This window comes from Ruegeria sp. ABF4_144 (genome assembly GCF_056160045.1).
Map to the genome: position 1 here is coordinate 1,714,348 of NZ_JBSWWK010000001.1, position 16,926 is coordinate 1,731,273.

Annotated in this window: 17 protein-coding genes; 10 read left to right on the forward strand and 7 right to left on the reverse strand. The window is 56.5% G+C overall.

From position 1 onward, the window contains the following. Positions 1 to 19: 19 nt before the first annotated feature. Positions 20 to 721, forward strand: a complete 702-nt coding sequence (locus ACXAGD_RS08720) for a DUF2270 domain-containing protein (RefSeq protein ID WP_475209724.1) — start codon at positions 20 to 22, stop codon at positions 719 to 721. Here the strand turns inward: ACXAGD_RS08720 and ACXAGD_RS08725 are convergent. Then, positions 718 to 1,164 (reverse strand): GNAT family N-acetyltransferase, encoded by a 447-nt coding sequence (locus tag ACXAGD_RS08725; RefSeq protein ID WP_475209725.1) that lies wholly within the window; start codon positions 1,162 to 1,164, stop codon positions 718 to 720. The genes ACXAGD_RS08720 and ACXAGD_RS08725 overlap by 4 nt on opposite strands. Before the next feature lie 81 nt (positions 1,165 to 1,245). Here ACXAGD_RS08725 and guaA point away from each other — a divergent pair, with 81 nt between their 5' ends. The 9 genes from guaA to ACXAGD_RS08770 all read left to right on the forward strand — a co-directional run bounded on the left by guaA (position 1,246) and on the right by ACXAGD_RS08770 (position 10,550). Beyond that, complete coding sequence (gene guaA, locus ACXAGD_RS08730) at positions 1,246 to 2,805, forward strand: glutamine-hydrolyzing GMP synthase (protein ID WP_475209728.1); 1,560 nt, start codon at positions 1,246 to 1,248, stop codon at positions 2,803 to 2,805. A 76-nt stretch (positions 2,806 to 2,881) separates the two neighbouring features. Next, positions 2,882 to 3,784, forward strand: coding sequence for a DMT family transporter (locus ACXAGD_RS08735; protein ID WP_475209730.1), 903 nt, complete (start codon positions 2,882 to 2,884; stop codon positions 3,782 to 3,784). Positions 3,785 to 3,909: 125 nt separating this feature from the next. Further along, positions 3,910 to 5,085: an OmpP1/FadL family transporter gene (locus ACXAGD_RS08740; protein WP_475209732.1), complete on the forward strand. Its 1,176-nt coding sequence runs from the start codon at positions 3,910 to 3,912 to the stop codon at positions 5,083 to 5,085. 100 nt (positions 5,086 to 5,185) lie between these two features. Continuing rightward, a complete protein-coding gene (locus ACXAGD_RS08745) occupies positions 5,186 to 6,082 on the forward strand; it encodes a DMT family transporter (protein ID WP_475209734.1) in 897 nt (298 codons plus the stop codon). A gap of 49 nt (positions 6,083 to 6,131) precedes the next feature. After that, complete coding sequence (locus ACXAGD_RS08750; RefSeq protein ID WP_475209737.1) at positions 6,132 to 7,004, forward strand: ATPase; 873 nt, start codon at positions 6,132 to 6,134, stop codon at positions 7,002 to 7,004. A 39-nt stretch (positions 7,005 to 7,043) separates the two neighbouring features. Continuing rightward, complete coding sequence (metA, locus tag ACXAGD_RS08755; RefSeq protein ID WP_475209739.1) at positions 7,044 to 7,982, forward strand: homoserine O-acetyltransferase MetA; 939 nt, start codon at positions 7,044 to 7,046, stop codon at positions 7,980 to 7,982. A gap of 37 nt (positions 7,983 to 8,019) precedes the next feature. Beyond that, entirely contained in the window at positions 8,020 to 8,937 is a 918-nt protein-coding gene (locus tag ACXAGD_RS08760) for an alpha/beta fold hydrolase (RefSeq protein WP_475212534.1), read from the forward strand. Between the two features lie 49 nt (positions 8,938 to 8,986). After that, positions 8,987 to 9,856 carry a polyphosphate kinase 2 gene (ppk2, locus tag ACXAGD_RS08765; RefSeq protein ID WP_475209741.1) on the forward strand — a complete coding sequence of 290 codons (870 nt, stop codon included), beginning with the start codon at positions 8,987 to 8,989 and terminating at the stop codon, positions 9,854 to 9,856. Between the two features lie 79 nt (positions 9,857 to 9,935). Continuing rightward, complete coding sequence (locus tag ACXAGD_RS08770; RefSeq protein ID WP_475209743.1) at positions 9,936 to 10,550, forward strand: TetR/AcrR family transcriptional regulator; 615 nt, start codon at positions 9,936 to 9,938, stop codon at positions 10,548 to 10,550. A gap of 3 nt (positions 10,551 to 10,553) precedes the next feature. On the opposite strand, the gene ACXAGD_RS08775 is transcribed toward ACXAGD_RS08770, so the two are convergent. From ACXAGD_RS08775 to ACXAGD_RS08800, 6 genes are all read right to left on the reverse strand, one after another. After that, positions 10,554 to 11,612, reverse strand: coding sequence for an adenylate/guanylate cyclase domain-containing protein (locus ACXAGD_RS08775; RefSeq protein ID WP_475209746.1), 1,059 nt, complete (start codon positions 11,610 to 11,612; stop codon positions 10,554 to 10,556). Further along, the gene (locus ACXAGD_RS08780) at positions 11,609 to 12,010 is read right to left on the reverse strand and encodes a group I truncated hemoglobin (protein ID WP_475209749.1); all 402 of its coding nucleotides are present in this window, start codon (positions 12,008 to 12,010) and stop codon (positions 11,609 to 11,611) included. The genes ACXAGD_RS08775 and ACXAGD_RS08780 overlap by 4 nt, the downstream gene beginning before the upstream one ends. Before the next feature lie 73 nt (positions 12,011 to 12,083). Further along, entirely contained in the window at positions 12,084 to 12,926 is an 843-nt protein-coding gene (locus ACXAGD_RS08785) for a glycosyltransferase family 25 protein (protein ID WP_475209750.1), read from the reverse strand. A gap of 108 nt (positions 12,927 to 13,034) precedes the next feature. Beyond that, positions 13,035 to 14,255: an aminopeptidase P family protein gene (locus tag ACXAGD_RS08790; protein ID WP_475209751.1), complete on the reverse strand. Its 1,221-nt coding sequence runs from the start codon at positions 14,253 to 14,255 to the stop codon at positions 13,035 to 13,037. Between the two features lie 160 nt (positions 14,256 to 14,415). Next, complete coding sequence (locus ACXAGD_RS08795) at positions 14,416 to 15,627, reverse strand: ABC transporter permease (RefSeq protein WP_475209752.1); 1,212 nt, start codon at positions 15,625 to 15,627, stop codon at positions 14,416 to 14,418. Positions 15,628 to 15,632: 5 nt separating this feature from the next. After that, on the reverse strand, positions 15,633 to 16,904 hold the full coding sequence (locus ACXAGD_RS08800) for an ABC transporter permease (RefSeq protein ID WP_475209753.1): 1,272 nt from the start codon (positions 16,902 to 16,904) through the stop codon (positions 15,633 to 15,635). Positions 16,905 to 16,926 lie beyond the last annotated feature (22 nt).

The following is a 16,926-nucleotide window of genomic DNA, read 5'->3' on the forward strand; positions in this document are numbered from 1 at the left end:
TGATGCTCATGATAAGGACATGGAATCGGAAACGCAAAAAACGCCCACTCCTGCAGATGAACGGAAAACCCTTGATGCGGCCGAAATTGGAGCGGTGGCACACTTGTACAGAGGCGAGGTTTACCGAAGTACCATCTGGCGCACCCGATTGGACACGACAACGAATTGGGCTGTTGTCACATTGGGTGTTGCGCTGTCGATTTCCTTTTCTTCGCCCGAGGCTTCACCTCTTCCGCTGGTGCTTGTCGGCGTTCTGATCATCCTGTTCCTGATGCTCGAGGCGCGGCGTTACCGGTATTTCAACGTGTGGCGCGCCCGCGCCAGATGGCTGGAAACCCATTTCTATGCGCCGCTTCTGTATGACGGCGATCTTCACATGGAGGAGAACTGGCAAAAGGTTCTCGCGCAGGACTATTTGCACCCGCGCTATCACGTCAGCCTGATGATCGCGATTGGGCGTCGGATTCGCAGGAACTACCTGTGGATATTGCTGATCCAGAGCCTTGCTTTTTGCGTCAAGATCTCGGTCCACCCGACTCCGGTTGAGGGTTTCCATCAGGCCATTGACCGAGCCGATGTCGGCCCCATTCCGGGTGAGTTTCTCATCCTCACAGGCATTTTCTACATACTTTGCTGGTCCCTCATCGCGATCTGGAGTTACCGGGCAGATGTCAGCCGCGCCTCTCACCGGGGCAGTGAAAAATCGGAATCGATGGGCTAGTCTGTTCCGAGTGCTTTTTCCATGGCCACGGAATTTCCGCTGACTTCCGTTTCAACCCAACCCAGATGCGCGTAGATCGCGCGCGTATCCTGCATCAGGCGATGTGTGCGCAAAACCATACGTGTGCATCCTGCCTCGCGCGCTTCGCCCTCGGCCCGGGCAAGCAGCTTTCCAGCAATTCCCTGCCCTTGCGTATTTGGTGAAACGGCCAGATTGAAAACCTTCATGTCAGCGCCTTGCCGGGCAAAAATGATCACCCCGGCCAAACGCCCATCTGCAACGGCAATAACCACCCTATTGTCCGAAATATCTTGATCAATTCCCGCAGTCACATCCGGCAAATCAGCAATGGATTCACGCGCACTAAAATAAGCCGCCGTTAGGCAATCAGTGATCGCCCCGGCATCTTCCTGTGTCGCGTTCACGAAACGAATGGCAGTCATAGATCCAATCTCCCTCTCGTATCTGGTTAGAAACACCTCATAACGCTTGCACATAGCCGTCGCGCGACCTAAGAGCCAGTCATGAGCCAGACATCCCATGACCGCCTTCTGATCATCGACTTCGGCAGCCAGGTGACGCAGCTGATCGCACGCCGCCTTCGCGAGTTGAATGTCTATTGTGAAATCCACCCCTACCAGAATGTTACGATGGACTTTGTGCGCGAGATGGCGCCCAAAGCCGTAATCTTCTCGGGCGGGCCGGACAGTGTGACCCGCGAGGGTTCGCCCCGCGCACCGCAAGAGATTTTTGATTATGGCGTGCCGATCCTTGGCATCTGCTATGGCCAGCAAGTGATGATGCACCAACTTGGCGGCAAGGTCGAAAGCGGCCATGGAACTGCCGAATTTGGCCGTGCCTTTGTCACGCCGAAAGGTCAGCTGGATATTTTGAACGGTTGGTTCGCCGATGGTGACGAACAGGTCTGGATGAGTCACGGCGACCACGTCAGTGAAATCGCCCCGGGGTTTGAGGTCTTCGGCACATCACCCAACGCACCCTACGCGATCACCGCTGACACCAAACGTCATTTCTATGCCGTTCAGTTCCACCCCGAGGTGCACCACACCCCCAAGGGCGCGAAACTATACGAAAACTTCGTCAAACTGGCCGGTTTCAACGGTGACTGGACCATGGGCGCCTACCGCGACGAGATGATCCGCAAAATCCGCGAACAGGTCGGTGACAAAAAGGTCATTTGCGGACTGTCCGGCGGCGTCGACAGCTCGGTCGCGGCGATCCTTATCCACGAAGCGATTGGCGATCAGCTAACTTGTGTGTTCGTCGACCACGGTCTGCTGCGCAAGAACGAAGCGCAAGAAGTCGTTGGCATGTTCCGCGACAACTACAACATCCAACTGATCCATGCGGATGAAAGCGACCTGTTCCTGGGCGAATTGGACGGCCAGTCCGACCCCGAGACCAAGCGCAAGATCATTGGCAAGCTTTTCATCGACGTGTTCCAGAAACACGCCGACACTATCGAGGGCGCCGAGTTCCTGGCACAGGGCACGCTGTATCCAGACGTGATCGAATCGGTCTCGTTCTCGGGCGGTCCTTCGGTCACCATCAAATCGCACCATAATGTGGGCGGTCTGCCAGAAAAGATGGGCCTGAAGCTGGTCGAACCCCTGCGTGAACTGTTCAAGGACGAGGTCCGCGCGCTGGGTCGGGAACTCGGCCTGCCGCAGAGCTTTATTGGTCGCCACCCATTCCCCGGACCGGGCCTAGCGATCCGCTGCCCCGGTGAGATCACTCGTGAGAAACTGGAAATCCTGCGCGAGGCCGATGCAGTCTATATCGACCAGATTCGCAAACACGGGCTGTACGACGAGATTTGGCAGGCCTTTGTGGCTATCCTGCCCGTTCGTACAGTTGGCGTGATGGGCGACGGACGTACCTATGATTATGCCTGCGCCATGCGGGCGGTGACCTCAGTCGATGGCATGACCGCCGACTATTATCCTTTTACCCACGAATTCCTTGGCGAAACCGCCACGCGGATTATCAACGAGGTCAAAGGCATCAACCGATGCACCTATGACATCACCTCGAAACCTCCGGGAACAATCGAGTGGGAGTAACCCAAAAAAGCCGGGCGCTGTCCCGGCTTTTTTGTTTAAGTTCAGGTAGAAACCCGCGATTCCCGCAGGCAGGTGAATGGACAGCGACAAACCACAGATCGGCAAGGCCGCGCTTTGGATGACCGGGGCTATTGCTTCGTTTTCTTCTATGGCTGTTGCCGGACGAGAGCTGAGCGTCACGCATGATACGTTCGAGATCATGTTCTACCGCAGCCTCGTCGGTATCTGTGTCGTCGCGCTGGTTCTGTCACTGACAGGCAAATGGCATCAGGTCTCGACATTCAAGCTGGGTTTGCACGGCATTCGAAACTTGACGCACTTTGCTGGCCAGAACCTTTGGTTCTATGCGGTCACGGTCATCCCTCTGGCGCAGGTTTTTGCGTTGGAATTCACGCAACCGATCTGGGTTATTCTGCTGTCCCCTCTGCTGTTGAAAGAACGGCTGACGCCAGTTCGGGTGCTTTCAGCCCTTATCGGCTTTGCCGGCATCCTGATTGTCGCCCGACCCGGCGCTGTACCGCTCAGCGCGGGCGTCTTGGCTGCCGCTCTTTCAGCGGTGTTTTTCGCGCTAACGACAATATCCACCAAAACCCTTACGCGGTACGCCAGTATTGGCTGCATCATGTTCTGGCTGACCGTCATGCAGGCGGCTATGGGCCTGATTGCGGCAGGCGTTGACGGGCAGATCGCCTTGCCGACGCTCACCACTGCCCCTTATCTCTTGCTGATCGGGTTGGCGGGCCTGCTGGCGCATTACTGCATTACCAACGCGCTGGCTATTGCCCCGGCAACCATCGTCGTCCCATTCGACTTTGCCCGCCTTCCGACAATCGCCGTAGTGGGCATGATTCTGTATCACGAGCCGCTGGATCACTGGACCCTTCTGGGCGCAGCCGTAATCTTTTCCGGCATCTTTCTGAACGTCCAGGCCGAGAATCGTAACAGTTTGGCAACAGATTCACCCCACAATCGCCAGTAATAACGCACCGTCACCAGTTGACGGTTTAATAGGCCTTAAGAAAGTATCGAGCACCATAAGTCAGGTCGATCGTAACCACTCAATAAAGCTGGCCTGACCTACAGGAGACCTTAAGGGAGGACACAATGAGAAAAGCGCTATTACAGGCGTGCGCACTTACCGTCGGAGCGACTGGCGCTTATGCAGGCGGTCTGGATCGCAGCGGTCAAGGTATCAACCTGATCTTCGAAGAGGGATCGGTCGCTCAGTTCCGGCTGGGATACACCAACCCAAGCGTCAGCGGCAGTTTGCTGGATAACAACCCCGGCAGCCCCACAAATGGACAAGTTGTGGACTCAGGCAGCGTGGCGAATGACTTCTTCACTCCGCATCTCGGCTACAAAACCGCACTCACGGACCAGCTTGATTTCGCGATCATGTATGACGAACCGTTCGGAGCCGACATCGAATATGCAGATGGCTATCCGCTGTCGATTAACCCCGTTCCGTTCGGACGCGGCGGCAATACTCTGAAAGCCAAAGCGGACACCGAGGCAATTACCGCCCTGCTGCGCTATAAGTTCGACAACGGATTCAGCGCAATCGGCGGTGTGCGGGCACAGCGTGTCAAAGCTTCGGTCACTGTCCCCGCAGCCGCGGGCTACGAGGTGTCTTCGGACCGGGACATCGCCTTTGGCTACGTTGTCGGCGTGGCATGGGAAAAGCCTGAAATCGCGGCACGAGTGGCGCTCACGTACAACTCGAAAATCTCGCACGACCTGTCGCAGAATGAATCGTTCAACCCGCTTCCGATCCCGCCGATCCCGCCGGGAACCGTTGCCTCGGTTGACACTTCCAGCGAAATCGAAACACCACAGTCCATCAACCTGGACTTCCAGACCGGGGTTGCACCAAAGACCCTGTTGTTTGGCTCGATCCGCTGGGTGGATTGGCCACAGCTGAACTACGCGCCGCCTGCGTATATTGGTATCGTTGGCAACCCGCTGGTTGATTACGACAACGCGACGTTCACCTACTCGCTTGGTCTGGGCTATCAGTTCACTGATCAGTTCGCTGGCGCTGTAACACTGGGTTACGAAACCGACGAAGGCGAACCGGTATCCAACCTTGGGCCCACAGACGGGTTCTGGAGCATCGGTCTGGGCGGCACGTATACGCTTGAAAAAGCGCAGATCTCTGCCGGTGTTCGCTACACCGATATTGGTGACGCGACTGCGGATGGCGGATTTGGCCAGACTGCCGACTTCAGCGGCAACGACGCTTGGAGTGTCGGTTTCCAGATCACCTATTCGCTCGGCTGATCAAACGCATCAAAAACAGACGAACCCCGCCACTCCGGCGGGGTTTTTCTTTGCGCAGGTTTCGGGTCGAACGGTTACGTCGTAAATGCAACAAGGTGGTATGGCAGCACAAAAACACCTCTCACCGAAAGCATGGGCCGAGCTATTATTGCTGGGTCTGATTTGGGGCGCTTCGTTCCTATCCATCCGTATCGCACTGGACACGATCCCGGTGATGACCTCGGTGTTTCACCGGGTTTTCTGGGCCATGCTGTTGCTTTGGCTTGTGGTCTGGTTCCGACGACTGCCTGTTCCCCGCAGCCCTCGCGTTTGGATGGCATTTCTGGTCATGGGATTGCTGAACAACGCTATTCCATTTTCACTGATGGCCTGGGGGCAGTTGTATATAGAAACGGGATTGACCTCGATCCTGAACGCGATGACGGCCATTTTCGGTGTCATCGTCGCAGCGCTGTTTTTCAAAGACGAACGTCTCAGCCGCGCGCGTGCTATAGGCGTAGGACTTGGGTTTCTTGGTGTTACTATCGCCATCGGATTGCGCAACTTCGCCAGTTTTGATCTGCAAAGTATGGCCCAACTGGCCGTCATTGCAGGCACGGTGTCCTATGCATTGGCCGGAGCCTGGGCCCGGGCCAACTTGTCCGACCTGCCCCCCGTCGTCGCAGCCGCGGGGATGTTGACCGGCTCAACGCTGCTGATCCTGCCCATTACTCTATTGGTCGATGGCGTGCCGAGTTTGGATCTGCCCGTGATCACCTGGGCAGCGATTGGCTATTACGCCCTGATCGCAACGGCAGGCGCATATATGCTGTACTATCGGGTTCTTGCCATGGCGGGTGCGGGCAACCTGTTGTTGGTCACACTGGTTATTCCCCCGGTCGCTATCGTATTGGGCGCGGTTCTGAGGGATGAGGCCCTGCTCCCGCAAGCCTATCTGGGCTTTGCTATCCTTGCCGTGGGGCTATTGATACTCAACCGCGCAGGAGCCCGCGATTGACGCCGCCCGCTGGCCGTTTTAGCTAGGTCGGAAAAAGGGATAGCGGACAATGATCTACGGTTCGGCAAATGACTGGCGCGACGCGGCGCGGAAAAAGGTGCTGTTCTTCGGCATGTCTGGTCTGGGCAAGACTTACGTGTCAAACGTCCTGCGCGACTCTGGGGATTGGTTCCACTACTCGATCGATTACCGCATCGGCACGCGGTACATGGGCGAATACATCATCGACAACGCCAAAGCCGAAGCGATGAAGGTTCCGTTTCTGCGCGATCTTCTGCTATCGGATTCGATCTATATCGGATCGAATATCACCTTCGAGAACCTGACCCCGGTTGCCGCCTATTTGGGCAAACCCGGCAATCCTGCATTGGGCGGGATGGACCTGCCTGAATACCGCCGCCGGCAGGAACAGTTCCGATTGGCGGAGATTCACGCTCTGCTCGACACCGAGTACTTCATCGATCGTGCACAACGCTTGTACCAGTACCCGCATTTTATCTGCGACACGGGCGGATCGATCTGTGAATGGGTGGACCCGAACGATCCGAACGACCATGTTTTGTCTGAACTGTCCCGCCAGACCCTGATGATCTGGATTCAGGGCGACGAAGAGCACACCGCTGAGCTGGTTCGCCGCTTTGACAAGGCGCCCAAGCCGATGTCTTATCAACCCGAGTTTCTGACCCGCGTCTGGGATGACTACCTCAACCAAAATGGTTGCCGGGCCGAGGATGTAGACCCCGACGCCTTTATCCGCTGGACCTATGCGCAGGCCTTGGCGCATCGCCAGCCGCGCTATCAGGCGATGGCGGAAAACTGGGGAATCGCGGTCACCGCCGACGACATGCACAAGGTACGGGATGCGGCTGATTTCGATGAGTTGATCGAACGCACCCTTGAGACCCGCGCGAACCACGCTTAATTACCGCTTCTACACTGTAACTCCAAAGGCTTGCACCTGATGCCGATCAAGATTCCCTCCGATCTTCCAGCTTTTGACGTCCTCACGAAAGAGGGCGTTTCGGTCATGGACGAAGATCAGGCAATGCGTCAGGACATCCGCCCTCTGCGGATCGGGTTGCTGAACCTGATGCCCAAGAAGATTCAGACCGAAAACCAGTTTGCACGCCTGATCGGGGCGACTCCGCTGCAGATCGACCTATCTTTGATCCGCATGACCGAGCACCGTACCAAAAACACAGCTGCCGAGCATATGGCCGAGTTCTACCGCCCCTTTCAGGAGGTTAAGGACGAGAAGTTTGACGGCCTGATCATCACCGGCGCACCGATCGAGCATCTTGAGTTCGACGATGTCACCTATTGGGAAGAGCTGCGCGAAGTTTTTGAATGGACCCAGACGAACGTGCATTCCACCTTTGGCGTCTGCTGGGGTGGGATGGCGATGATCAATCATTTCCACGGCGTGAAGAAACACATGCTGGATGCCAAGGCATTCGGCTGTTTCCGGCACTCGAACCTCAATCCGGCCTCGCCCTTCCTGCGCGGGTTCTCGGACGATTGCGTCATCCCGGTCAGCCGCTGGACCGAGATGAAACAGCCGGAGATTGACGCAGCAACAGGATTGGTGACCTTGCTTGGCAGTGATGATGTAGGACCGTGTTTGGTTGAGGATCGGGCACATCGGGCACTCTATATCTTCAATCACTTCGAATACGACAGCGATACGCTGAAGCAGGAATACGACCGCGACGTTGCCAATGGCACGCCGATCAACGTGCCCATGAACTACTATCCGGATGATGATCCAGGCCAGACACCGCAAAACAGATGGCGTAGCCATGCACATCTGCTTTATGGCAACTGGATCAGCGAGATTTATGGCACGGTTCCCTATGACATCAGCCGGATCGGTGTCGAGCAAACCGATCTAAGGGCCTGACACAGTGCTGCGCGTCGGCATAATCGTTCTGGCCCTGATGGTCACGCTATGGGCCGTCGCAATCTGGCGCGCCGCCCGGAACGAGGCCCGCGCCGAGACCGCCTTTCCCCCCGAAGGTCAGATCGTCGAGGTCGATGGCGTGCCTGTCCATGCCGTTGTGATGGGCGAAGGACCGGATGTAGTGTTGCTCCACGGCTCCAGCGGCAACACACGTGACATGACCTTTGCGCTGGCGCCGATCTTGGCCGAAAACTATCGCGTGATCGTGTTTGACCGCCCCGGACTGGGCTATAGCGCAAGCTTTAATCCAGACGGGGAAACCATTGAAGAACAGGCAGAAATCCTGCAAAAGGCCGCTGCTCAACTAGGGGCTGAAAAACCCATCGTTGCAGGCCAAAGCTATGGGGGATCGGTGTCTCTTGCATGGGCCGTGACACGCCCAGACAACATTTCAGCACTGGTTCTGATCGCACCCGCAGCGATCCCGTGGGAAACTCCTTTGGACGGCTTCAACCAACTGGCATCTACTTCGGCCGGCAGCGCCGCATCCCTGCCGTTTATCACTGCATTTGCGCCCAATTGGTACGTCGAAAAAGCGCTGGACGGCGTGTTCGCGCCGCAGACGGCCCCCGAGGGCTATGCCGATCACTTTGGCCCCGGCCTGACAATGCGCCGCGCCTCGATGCATGCCAACGCCAAGCAACGCGCCAACCTGCTGGACGAAATCACGGCCCTGCAACCCCGGTATGGCGAGATCGATGTCCCGACAGAAATCGTTCACGGCACAGCCGATGACACCGTTGGTCTTGAATGGCATTCACACCGGTTGATCGACGAAATCCCCGGTGCAGAACTTATTGAACTACCGGGCATCGGGCACATGCCGCAGGTCGTGGCCGCCCCCGAGGTTGCCGACGCCATCGACCGTGCCGCGCAACGTGCGGGTTTGCGTTAAGCCCGCAGCTAATCCATAGTAAGTTATGGATTTTATGGCGAGGTGACACATGGCCCGTTCCGAAAAAGGTTCCATCGAAAAGTATTTCAAAAAGGACGCTCCGAAAGAGGTGCGTTCGGCCATCGAAAAGTCCGGAAAGGACGATATTCTCAACCCGACCTACCCTTACGACGAGCGGATGAAGCGTAAGGAATATGATAAAGAGATGGAAAAGCTGCAGATTGAACTGGTCAAGATGCAGTCTTGGGTCAAGGAAACAGACCAACGTATTGCCCTCATTTTCGAAGGCCGGGATGCCGCCGGCAAAGGTGGCACGATCAAACGGTTCCGCGAGAATCTGAATCCTCGGGGTGCGCGCAACGTGGCGCTCAGCAAACCCTCGGATACTGAACAAAGCCAGTGGTACTTTCAACGGTACATTCAGCATCTTCCTGCAGCCGGTGAGATCGTGTTCTTTGACCGAAGCTGGTATAATCGCGGGGTCGTTGAAAACGTGTTTGGCTTCTGTACCGCGGAACAGCGTGAACGGTTTTTCCGGCAGGTTCTGCCGCTGGAGACCGGGCTGGTGAATGACGGGATCACCTTGTTCAAGTTCTGGCTGAATGTCGGTCGTGCCGAACAGTTGAACCGGTTTCTGTCTCGTGAAACGGACCCGCTAAAGCAATGGAAACTCAGCCCCATCGACGTGGCTGGTTTGAACAAATGGGACGAATACAGCAACTCGATCTCGGAAACCCTAACCCGAAGCCATTCCGAGCATTGCCCCTGGACCATCGTCCGGTCCGACGACAAGAAACGGGCGCGGCTGGCAGCCATTCGCACGGTCCTGCACGCGCTGGACTATGATGAAAAAGACGAAGACGCCATCGGGCCGAACGATCACAAAATATGTGGCGGACCGGAAGTCTGGGATGCATGACCAACAGTGGACGAAGACCACAACGCGGATTATGTCATATGTTCCGAGCGCTTAAACAACAAAGGCACCTGAAACAGGGATGACGAAACGCGGGTATCACCACGGGAACCTGAAACAGGCTTTGATCGAGGCTGCACTGTCTCTGATCGAGGAAAAAGGCCCGACCGGCTTTACCCTGTCCGAGGCTGCCAAAACTGCGGGGGTCACCCCGGCTGCGGTGTATCGGCACTTCCATGGTCGCGAAGACCTGATCGCCGAGGCAGCGCGTCAGGGATACGAGATGTTCGCGGATCTGATGCAATACGCCTATGACAAGGGCCAACCCTCGGCCCTGGCTGCGTTCGAGGCCACGGGCCGCGCCTATCTGGCCTTTGCGCGCAAGCATCCGGGCCACTACATCGCGATGTTCGAAAGCGGTATTTCCATCAACCGTACACCCGAACTGGCGCTGGCTGCGAACCGCGCGAAAGCGGTACTTGAGAAAGCTGCCTCGGATTTGTCGCAACACATCCCACCCGAAAAACGCCCGCCCGCGTCGATGTTCAGCGCCCATATTTGGGCCATGAGCCACGGTGTTGTCGAACTGTTTGCCCGCAACACTGGCGCAAGTTCCCCCTTCCCGCCCGAAGATTTACTGGAGTCCGGAATCGGTATCTATCTGCGCGGTCTGGGATTGGTTCCACAAGACGACTAGAGGTTAGAACCGCGACAAAGGTTGCGGCACACTAAGGCCCGAGGTCACGTTGATCAGGTCCATCTCACCCATGCCCTTGATATCCACGCGTCCGATGTCCGACACCTGAAACTCATCAATCAGGGCGAATTTCATTTCCTCCGGCGCGACAATATTCATTGGGTTTGCAAAGACTTGCAGGCGCGAAGCAATGTTTACCGCCGGGCCAAATACGTCATAGACGTATTTCTGTATCCCCACGACCGAGCCCACCGCAGCCCCCATGCCCAAACCGATACGGGCCTGCCATTTGTGCGGGTGGCTTTCATTGCGGCGTTCGAGATACCGCAGGAACCGCACCGCGCAATGTGCCACGGCTGTGGCATGATCGGGCGTCGCATCAGGCATCCCCGACACGGCAAGATAAGCGTCGCCGATGGTTTTGATCCGTTCACAGCCAAACTGTTCAACAATACGGTCGAAAGCGGTGAAAATGTCGTTCAGTTCGCTCAGCGTCACTGTCGGGTCGGTCTTGGCTGCGAAGTCGGTAAAACCAACGAAATCCAGCATCACCACAGACACCTGATCATATAGCTGAGGCGTAACCACTCCGAATGTCTTGAACTCTTCGTAAACCGCACGCGGCATCAGGTTCAGCAGCAACCGTTCGACGCGTTCTTTCTCACGCTCCAATTCCCGAGTGTTACGCTCAACCATGGTCGAGTAGCTGTCGATCATACTTTCAAGTTCGCGAATGCGGGTGATGTTCTGACATTCGACGACCAAGACCTGCTCGTTCAGGCCGTTTGCAAGCGACACAGCCGCCGCGAATATCAGCGTTCTGCGCTTTGGCTTTATCTGAATCTCGACGGAATACCGGAGACCAGATTGTTTGACATCCTCCAATTCACGCAGATCGAGCGACGGAATCAAATCCAGAAGGGTTTGCCCCTCTTCCGGTTTCCCGAACCATTCAGCAAACGGACCGTTGTGAAACACGAAACTCAAGTCCGAGGCGCGCACGACCGCAACACCAACCCCGATCGCCCGAAGCAGTTGTTCATTGATGGCCAGAATGCTCATGCGGCGTCTCGCGCAACGATGATTGAGCGTTTGGATTCGATGGCACTCAGGGCGATTTTTATATGCCCGTCCTCCATCCCGTGCATGGCCAGCGCCTCGCCAAACAGCTCGGCCATCTCGTCAAAATCTTCGTGAGAGATATTGAGGTGGCGATGAACCGCTTCGATCCGTTCATCGCTGAACGATGCGGGTCCGCCCACCAAGGACGACACGAACTTGGTTTGGTGATCGATCAGGCGCGGCATATCAATGTCTTCGAAATGGCCGCCAATCTGATCGGAGTCCAACGCCATTTCATAGAATGTCATCACGATCCGGCTGATGGTTTTGAACCCGCCGTACCTTTCGTAAATTGTCTGCCCCACACCAAACACCCAAACGTTAACCACTAACAACACTGCAAGATTATATCAAATTGACAGTTTTGTTAACGCTTATACGCTGAGCGATCGAAATCGGGGGACTTTACCGTTACACGCTCAGGTCATCAGTGCAGGGAATGAAGCCGACAAACCCGCCGCTATCCAGCAAACGGCGCTGAGCGCCAGCGCGCCAATACAGTTTGCGCCCGGCGGCTAGCACCTCGCGCCGGATTCGGAACCACAATGGTCCTTTGTCCAGACCACTGTTGGTTTTCTGGTCCTGCGACCTTTCACTGACCTTGACGGTTTCTGCGGTCTGTTCCTGTTGTTTGGACCAGATCATCTGTACCCCGACTGCCGGAAAGCACTGATACATCTGCCAGTTCGGGCGCGGGATCGAAATGAAATCGTCGAGGTGATCTGAATACTGCTCGGACCAGGATAACAGTTTACGGCACGCTGCTTGCGTGACGATGTAGGCAGCCGCACTGGGGGCCATTTCCAACATCGGTCTGACCGAAACACCCGCAATTTCCTGCAACGGACCAAACCGCATAGACCGCGGCGAGAAATCCAGCTTGATAAGGTCAAACTCGTCTCTGCCGTTCAGCAGTGCGGTAATAACCTCTCCGGCCTGGGCAGACATTTCAACGTCATCTTCAAAAATCGCAACCGCCTTCAGACCCTCATCCACAGCGACCTGCCACACGGCACGATGGCTTTCGAAACAGGCGATTTCGCTTTGCTTCAGGCCCCAGCGGCTGCCGGTTCCGGGGACATAGCCGTTGCCATCAAGCACTCCGGGTTGCTGCGCATCCGTTGCGCTGAACCGTTGGGCGCCAATAAATCCCGTGTGGGCAAACTGGGACTCCATAAAGTTGGCCCGTTCCGGCACCCGGTCGAGGTTGATAAAGTAGGCACCCGCTTCCGATGGCAGCTCGAATTGTCCCACGACCTATCCTTTCAAACAGTATCGTCAAATACACACCGCTGAACCGGACAATCAACCCCGCGCAAGACAGATGAAAGGAAGGGGCGAAGACCCCTTCCCATGGCGCAATCAAGCGCTGATTGTGTTGTGTTCCGGGCCATAGGGGAAACCGGTGATGTTCTCAGCACCGGATTCTTCGACGACCAGAATGTCATGTTCGCGGTAGCCACCCGCGCCCTTCTGACCTTCGGGGATCCACAACATCGGCTCTATGGAAACGACCATGCCGGGCTCCAGCACCGTGTCGATATCCTCACGCAGTTCCAGCCCGGCCTCACGACCGTAGTAATGGCTGAGAATACCGAAAGAGTGACCGTAGCCAAAGGACCGGTATTGCAGCAGACCCTCATCCGCAAAGAACCGGTTGATCTCGGCGGTGATACCCGAACAGGTCGCGCCTGGTTTGATCAGGCTCAAACCCAGCTCGTGCGCGGCAACGTTGGCCTTCCAGATGCGCAGGCTTTCTGTATCGGGTTCGCCAAGGAACAGGGTGCGCTCCAAGGCTGTGTAATAGCCCGAGATCATCGGAAACGTGTTCAGAGACAGAATATCGCCCTTTTGTAGCGCCCGTTTGGTCACCGGGTTGTGCGCGCCATCCGTGTTCAGGCCCGACTGGAACCAGACCCACGTGTCACGGTATTCCGCATCCGGATAGGCGCGCGCAATCTCGGCCTCCATCGCGTCACGGCCTGCCATGGCGATCTCGATCTCGGTCGCGCCCTCACGGATGGCTGCGTGAATGGCCGCGCCACCCACATCCGCCGTGCGCGCACCGCCCTTAATCAACTCGATCTCTTCGGCAGATTTCACCATGCGTGCGGCCATCGTATCAGGGGCAATGTCCACCAGTTCCGGCCCGCCCAGCATATCCAGCGCAGTGTCGCGCAAGGCCAGCGTCATGTGATCTCCTTCGATACCAATCCGGCCTGCCGAGCCAATCAGGCTTGCCACAGCGCGCCAGTAGTTGTTCCGTTTCCAGTCGGTGTAGATAACGTTTTCTTCGACCGAGCGGCGCCATGGCTGCCCTGCGTCGATATTCGCCGACACGGTTGTGCATGCATCCTGTGTAACCACGCAGCCATACGGACGGCCAAACGCGCAGTACAGAAAGCCCGAGTAGTAAGCGATGTTCTGCATCGACGTCAGAAGCACTGCAGGTATGTCACGCGCCGCCATCGTTGCGCGCAGGTTGGCAAGACGACGGGCGTACTCTGCCTTACTGAAGGGCAACGGAGCCTTTTCGCCATTGTGGCTGGTGAAGAACTCGGGGCGATTTTGTAGGTCAGTCATTTGGTCTCTCCTCAATGCCGGACAGGCACCGCCCGGCCACAAGCCCCGGCGTTCAGGACAAGCGGCCTCGGGAACCGAGAGCCATGCACCCCGCCTAACATCACGACGCCATCGTGACCGGGGTGCATGGTGAAATCGCTAAATCAGCTTTCGAGTCGCGTCAACCCGGGCTGAGGCCCCGCAGACGTTCAGACCGACGCCGTAGCAGTTCAACCGTAGTCAGCAACGCAATCGAGATGACTACAAGGATCGTGGCAACCGCCAGAATGGTCGGGCTGATCTGTTCACGCAGGCCGGTAAACATCTGCCAAGGCAGCGTTTTCTGGCTGGCTGAACCGACAAACAGCACCACCACCACTTCGTCAAACGAGGTGATGAAGGCGAACAACCCGCCCGAGATCACACCCGGCAGGATCAGCGGCATCTGAATCTTGAAGAAGGTCCGCACTGGCCCTGCCCCCATATTCGCCGCCGCCCGCGTCAGTGACTGATCGAACCCGACCAAGGTCGCCGTCACCGTGATGATCACGAAAGGAATACCCAGAACGGCGTGAGCTAGGATAACCTTCACATAGCCGACAAAGTTTTTGTCCATGCCCAGCGTTCCCTCAAGGAACCGGCCGATGTCACTGTAGAAAAAGAACATACCTGTCGCCGAGATGATCAGCGGCACGATCATGGGCGATATAAGGATGCCCATGATGGCCCGACGCCCCGGTACATGTGATTGGCTCAGGCCGATAGCGGCCAGCGTCCCCAAAGAAACTGAGATGATCGTCGCGATCGGCGCAATGATCAGCGAGTTCTTAAAGCTGCGCTGCCATTCATTGTTGGTAAAGAAATCGCGGTAATGCTTCAGCGAGTACCCCTCGGGGTCCAGGCGCAGCATCTCAGGCGTGAAGGTGAAGAAGTCCTGTGCGTTGAACGACAGCGGCAGAACCACAAGGATCGGCGTGATCAGGAAGACAAAGATGGCTCCGCAAATCACACGGAACAGATAATGCTCGAACACCTGCCGACCTGTAAGATAAGGCAACAGCTTTTGCCGATAGCGCCCCTCGTAGAGCCAGAAGATAAAGAACGCAAAGAACCAGCCCGCCAGCAATCCAACGATGAGACCGGTGACCCCGGCAAAGAAGAATCCTATGGCAGCTAGTCCCAGAACGGTAATCCAGCGCGCAACGCGTTCGTTGTCGAGCACCGTGATATAGACCCAGGCCAGCCCTGCCATCAACGCAGCGCCAATCAGGATGCCCAACAGGACGCTGCCCTGCCCGGCCCCAACAAACATGCCGACGAACCCTCCGGCGATAGCGACTGCGGGCAGAACGACCGACAACGGTTTGCGGGATATAGGTGTAAGTGCTGCCATGATCTTTATCCCAGTTTCACGTTATCGATGCCTACGATCTTGTCGTAGCACCAGTAGAGCAACAGAACGACCGCCAGCAGGATCGTTCCCAGCGCCGCCGCCAGACCCCAGTTCAGCGAAGACGAGATGTGGTAGGCGATCCGGTTCGAAATGAAGACACCCTTGGTGCCGCCTACGATCTCGGGCGTGATGTAGTAACCGATGGCCAGAATAAACACGAGGATCGAGCCCGCCCCGATACCCGGGATGGATTGAGGGAAGTAGATCCGCCAAAAGGTCGTCCAGTTGGTCGCCCCCATCGACTTGGCCGCGCGGGTATAGGATGGCGGGATAGTCTGCATCACCGAATACATCGGCAGGATCATGAACGGCAGCAAGATATGCGTCATCGCGATTATCGTGCCGAACTGGTTGTTGATTATCACAAGTCGAGCGTCATCGGCGACTAATCCCAGCCAGACGAGCGTTTCATTGATCACACCTTGCTGCTGCAGCATCACTTTCCATGCCGACGTCCGCACCAATAGCGATGTCCAGAAAGGTAGCAATACAAGGATCATCAACAGGTTCGACACACGCATAGGAAGCGTCGCCAAAAGGTATGAGACCGGATAGGCCAACAGAATACATGACCCGGTGATGATCAGCGACATGAACAACGTGCGTCCAAACAACTTGATCAGGATCTGTTTATCCTCGGGCTGCGCCTGCGCGCCTTCGGGTGTGCGGCGCATGTCTATGGCATTCAGGAAATAGCCATTGGTGATCGGAACCGCATGGGTTTTGATCGTGCGCCATGTCTCAACGTCGCCCCAACCGTCGTGAATATCGATCAGTTTCTCTTTGAACGGAGCATCAGCTTCGGGATCTAAGCGTTTAATTTTACGACCTGATTTTCGGAACATTGAGGACATGCCGGTCTGTTCATAGTTCAGACGCGTGCCAAGTCTCGTATGTGTTTTTGCCTCAACGGCCGCGACCATGTCTTTTGCAAAGGCGGCGTACAGGGCTTCGTCAGGCAGTTCTCCGCCTTCGGCATCCCAGTTCTTCAGCTCAACCACGGTCAGCGGGAGCGTTTCCGCAACGATGCTGTTCTCCACCGAGCGGAAAAGCATCGAAACAATCGGGATCACGAATGAAAGCAATACAAACAGCAACAAGGGCGCAACAAGGGCCAGCGCCCTAAGCTTACGGCGGCGCAATGAACGCGCCAGCGATTTTTTCAGTGGCGTGCCATCTGCGGCCAGCATTGGACCGGATTGAGTAGCGTCAGTCATCTGCGTCCCTTGGTCTTTAGTG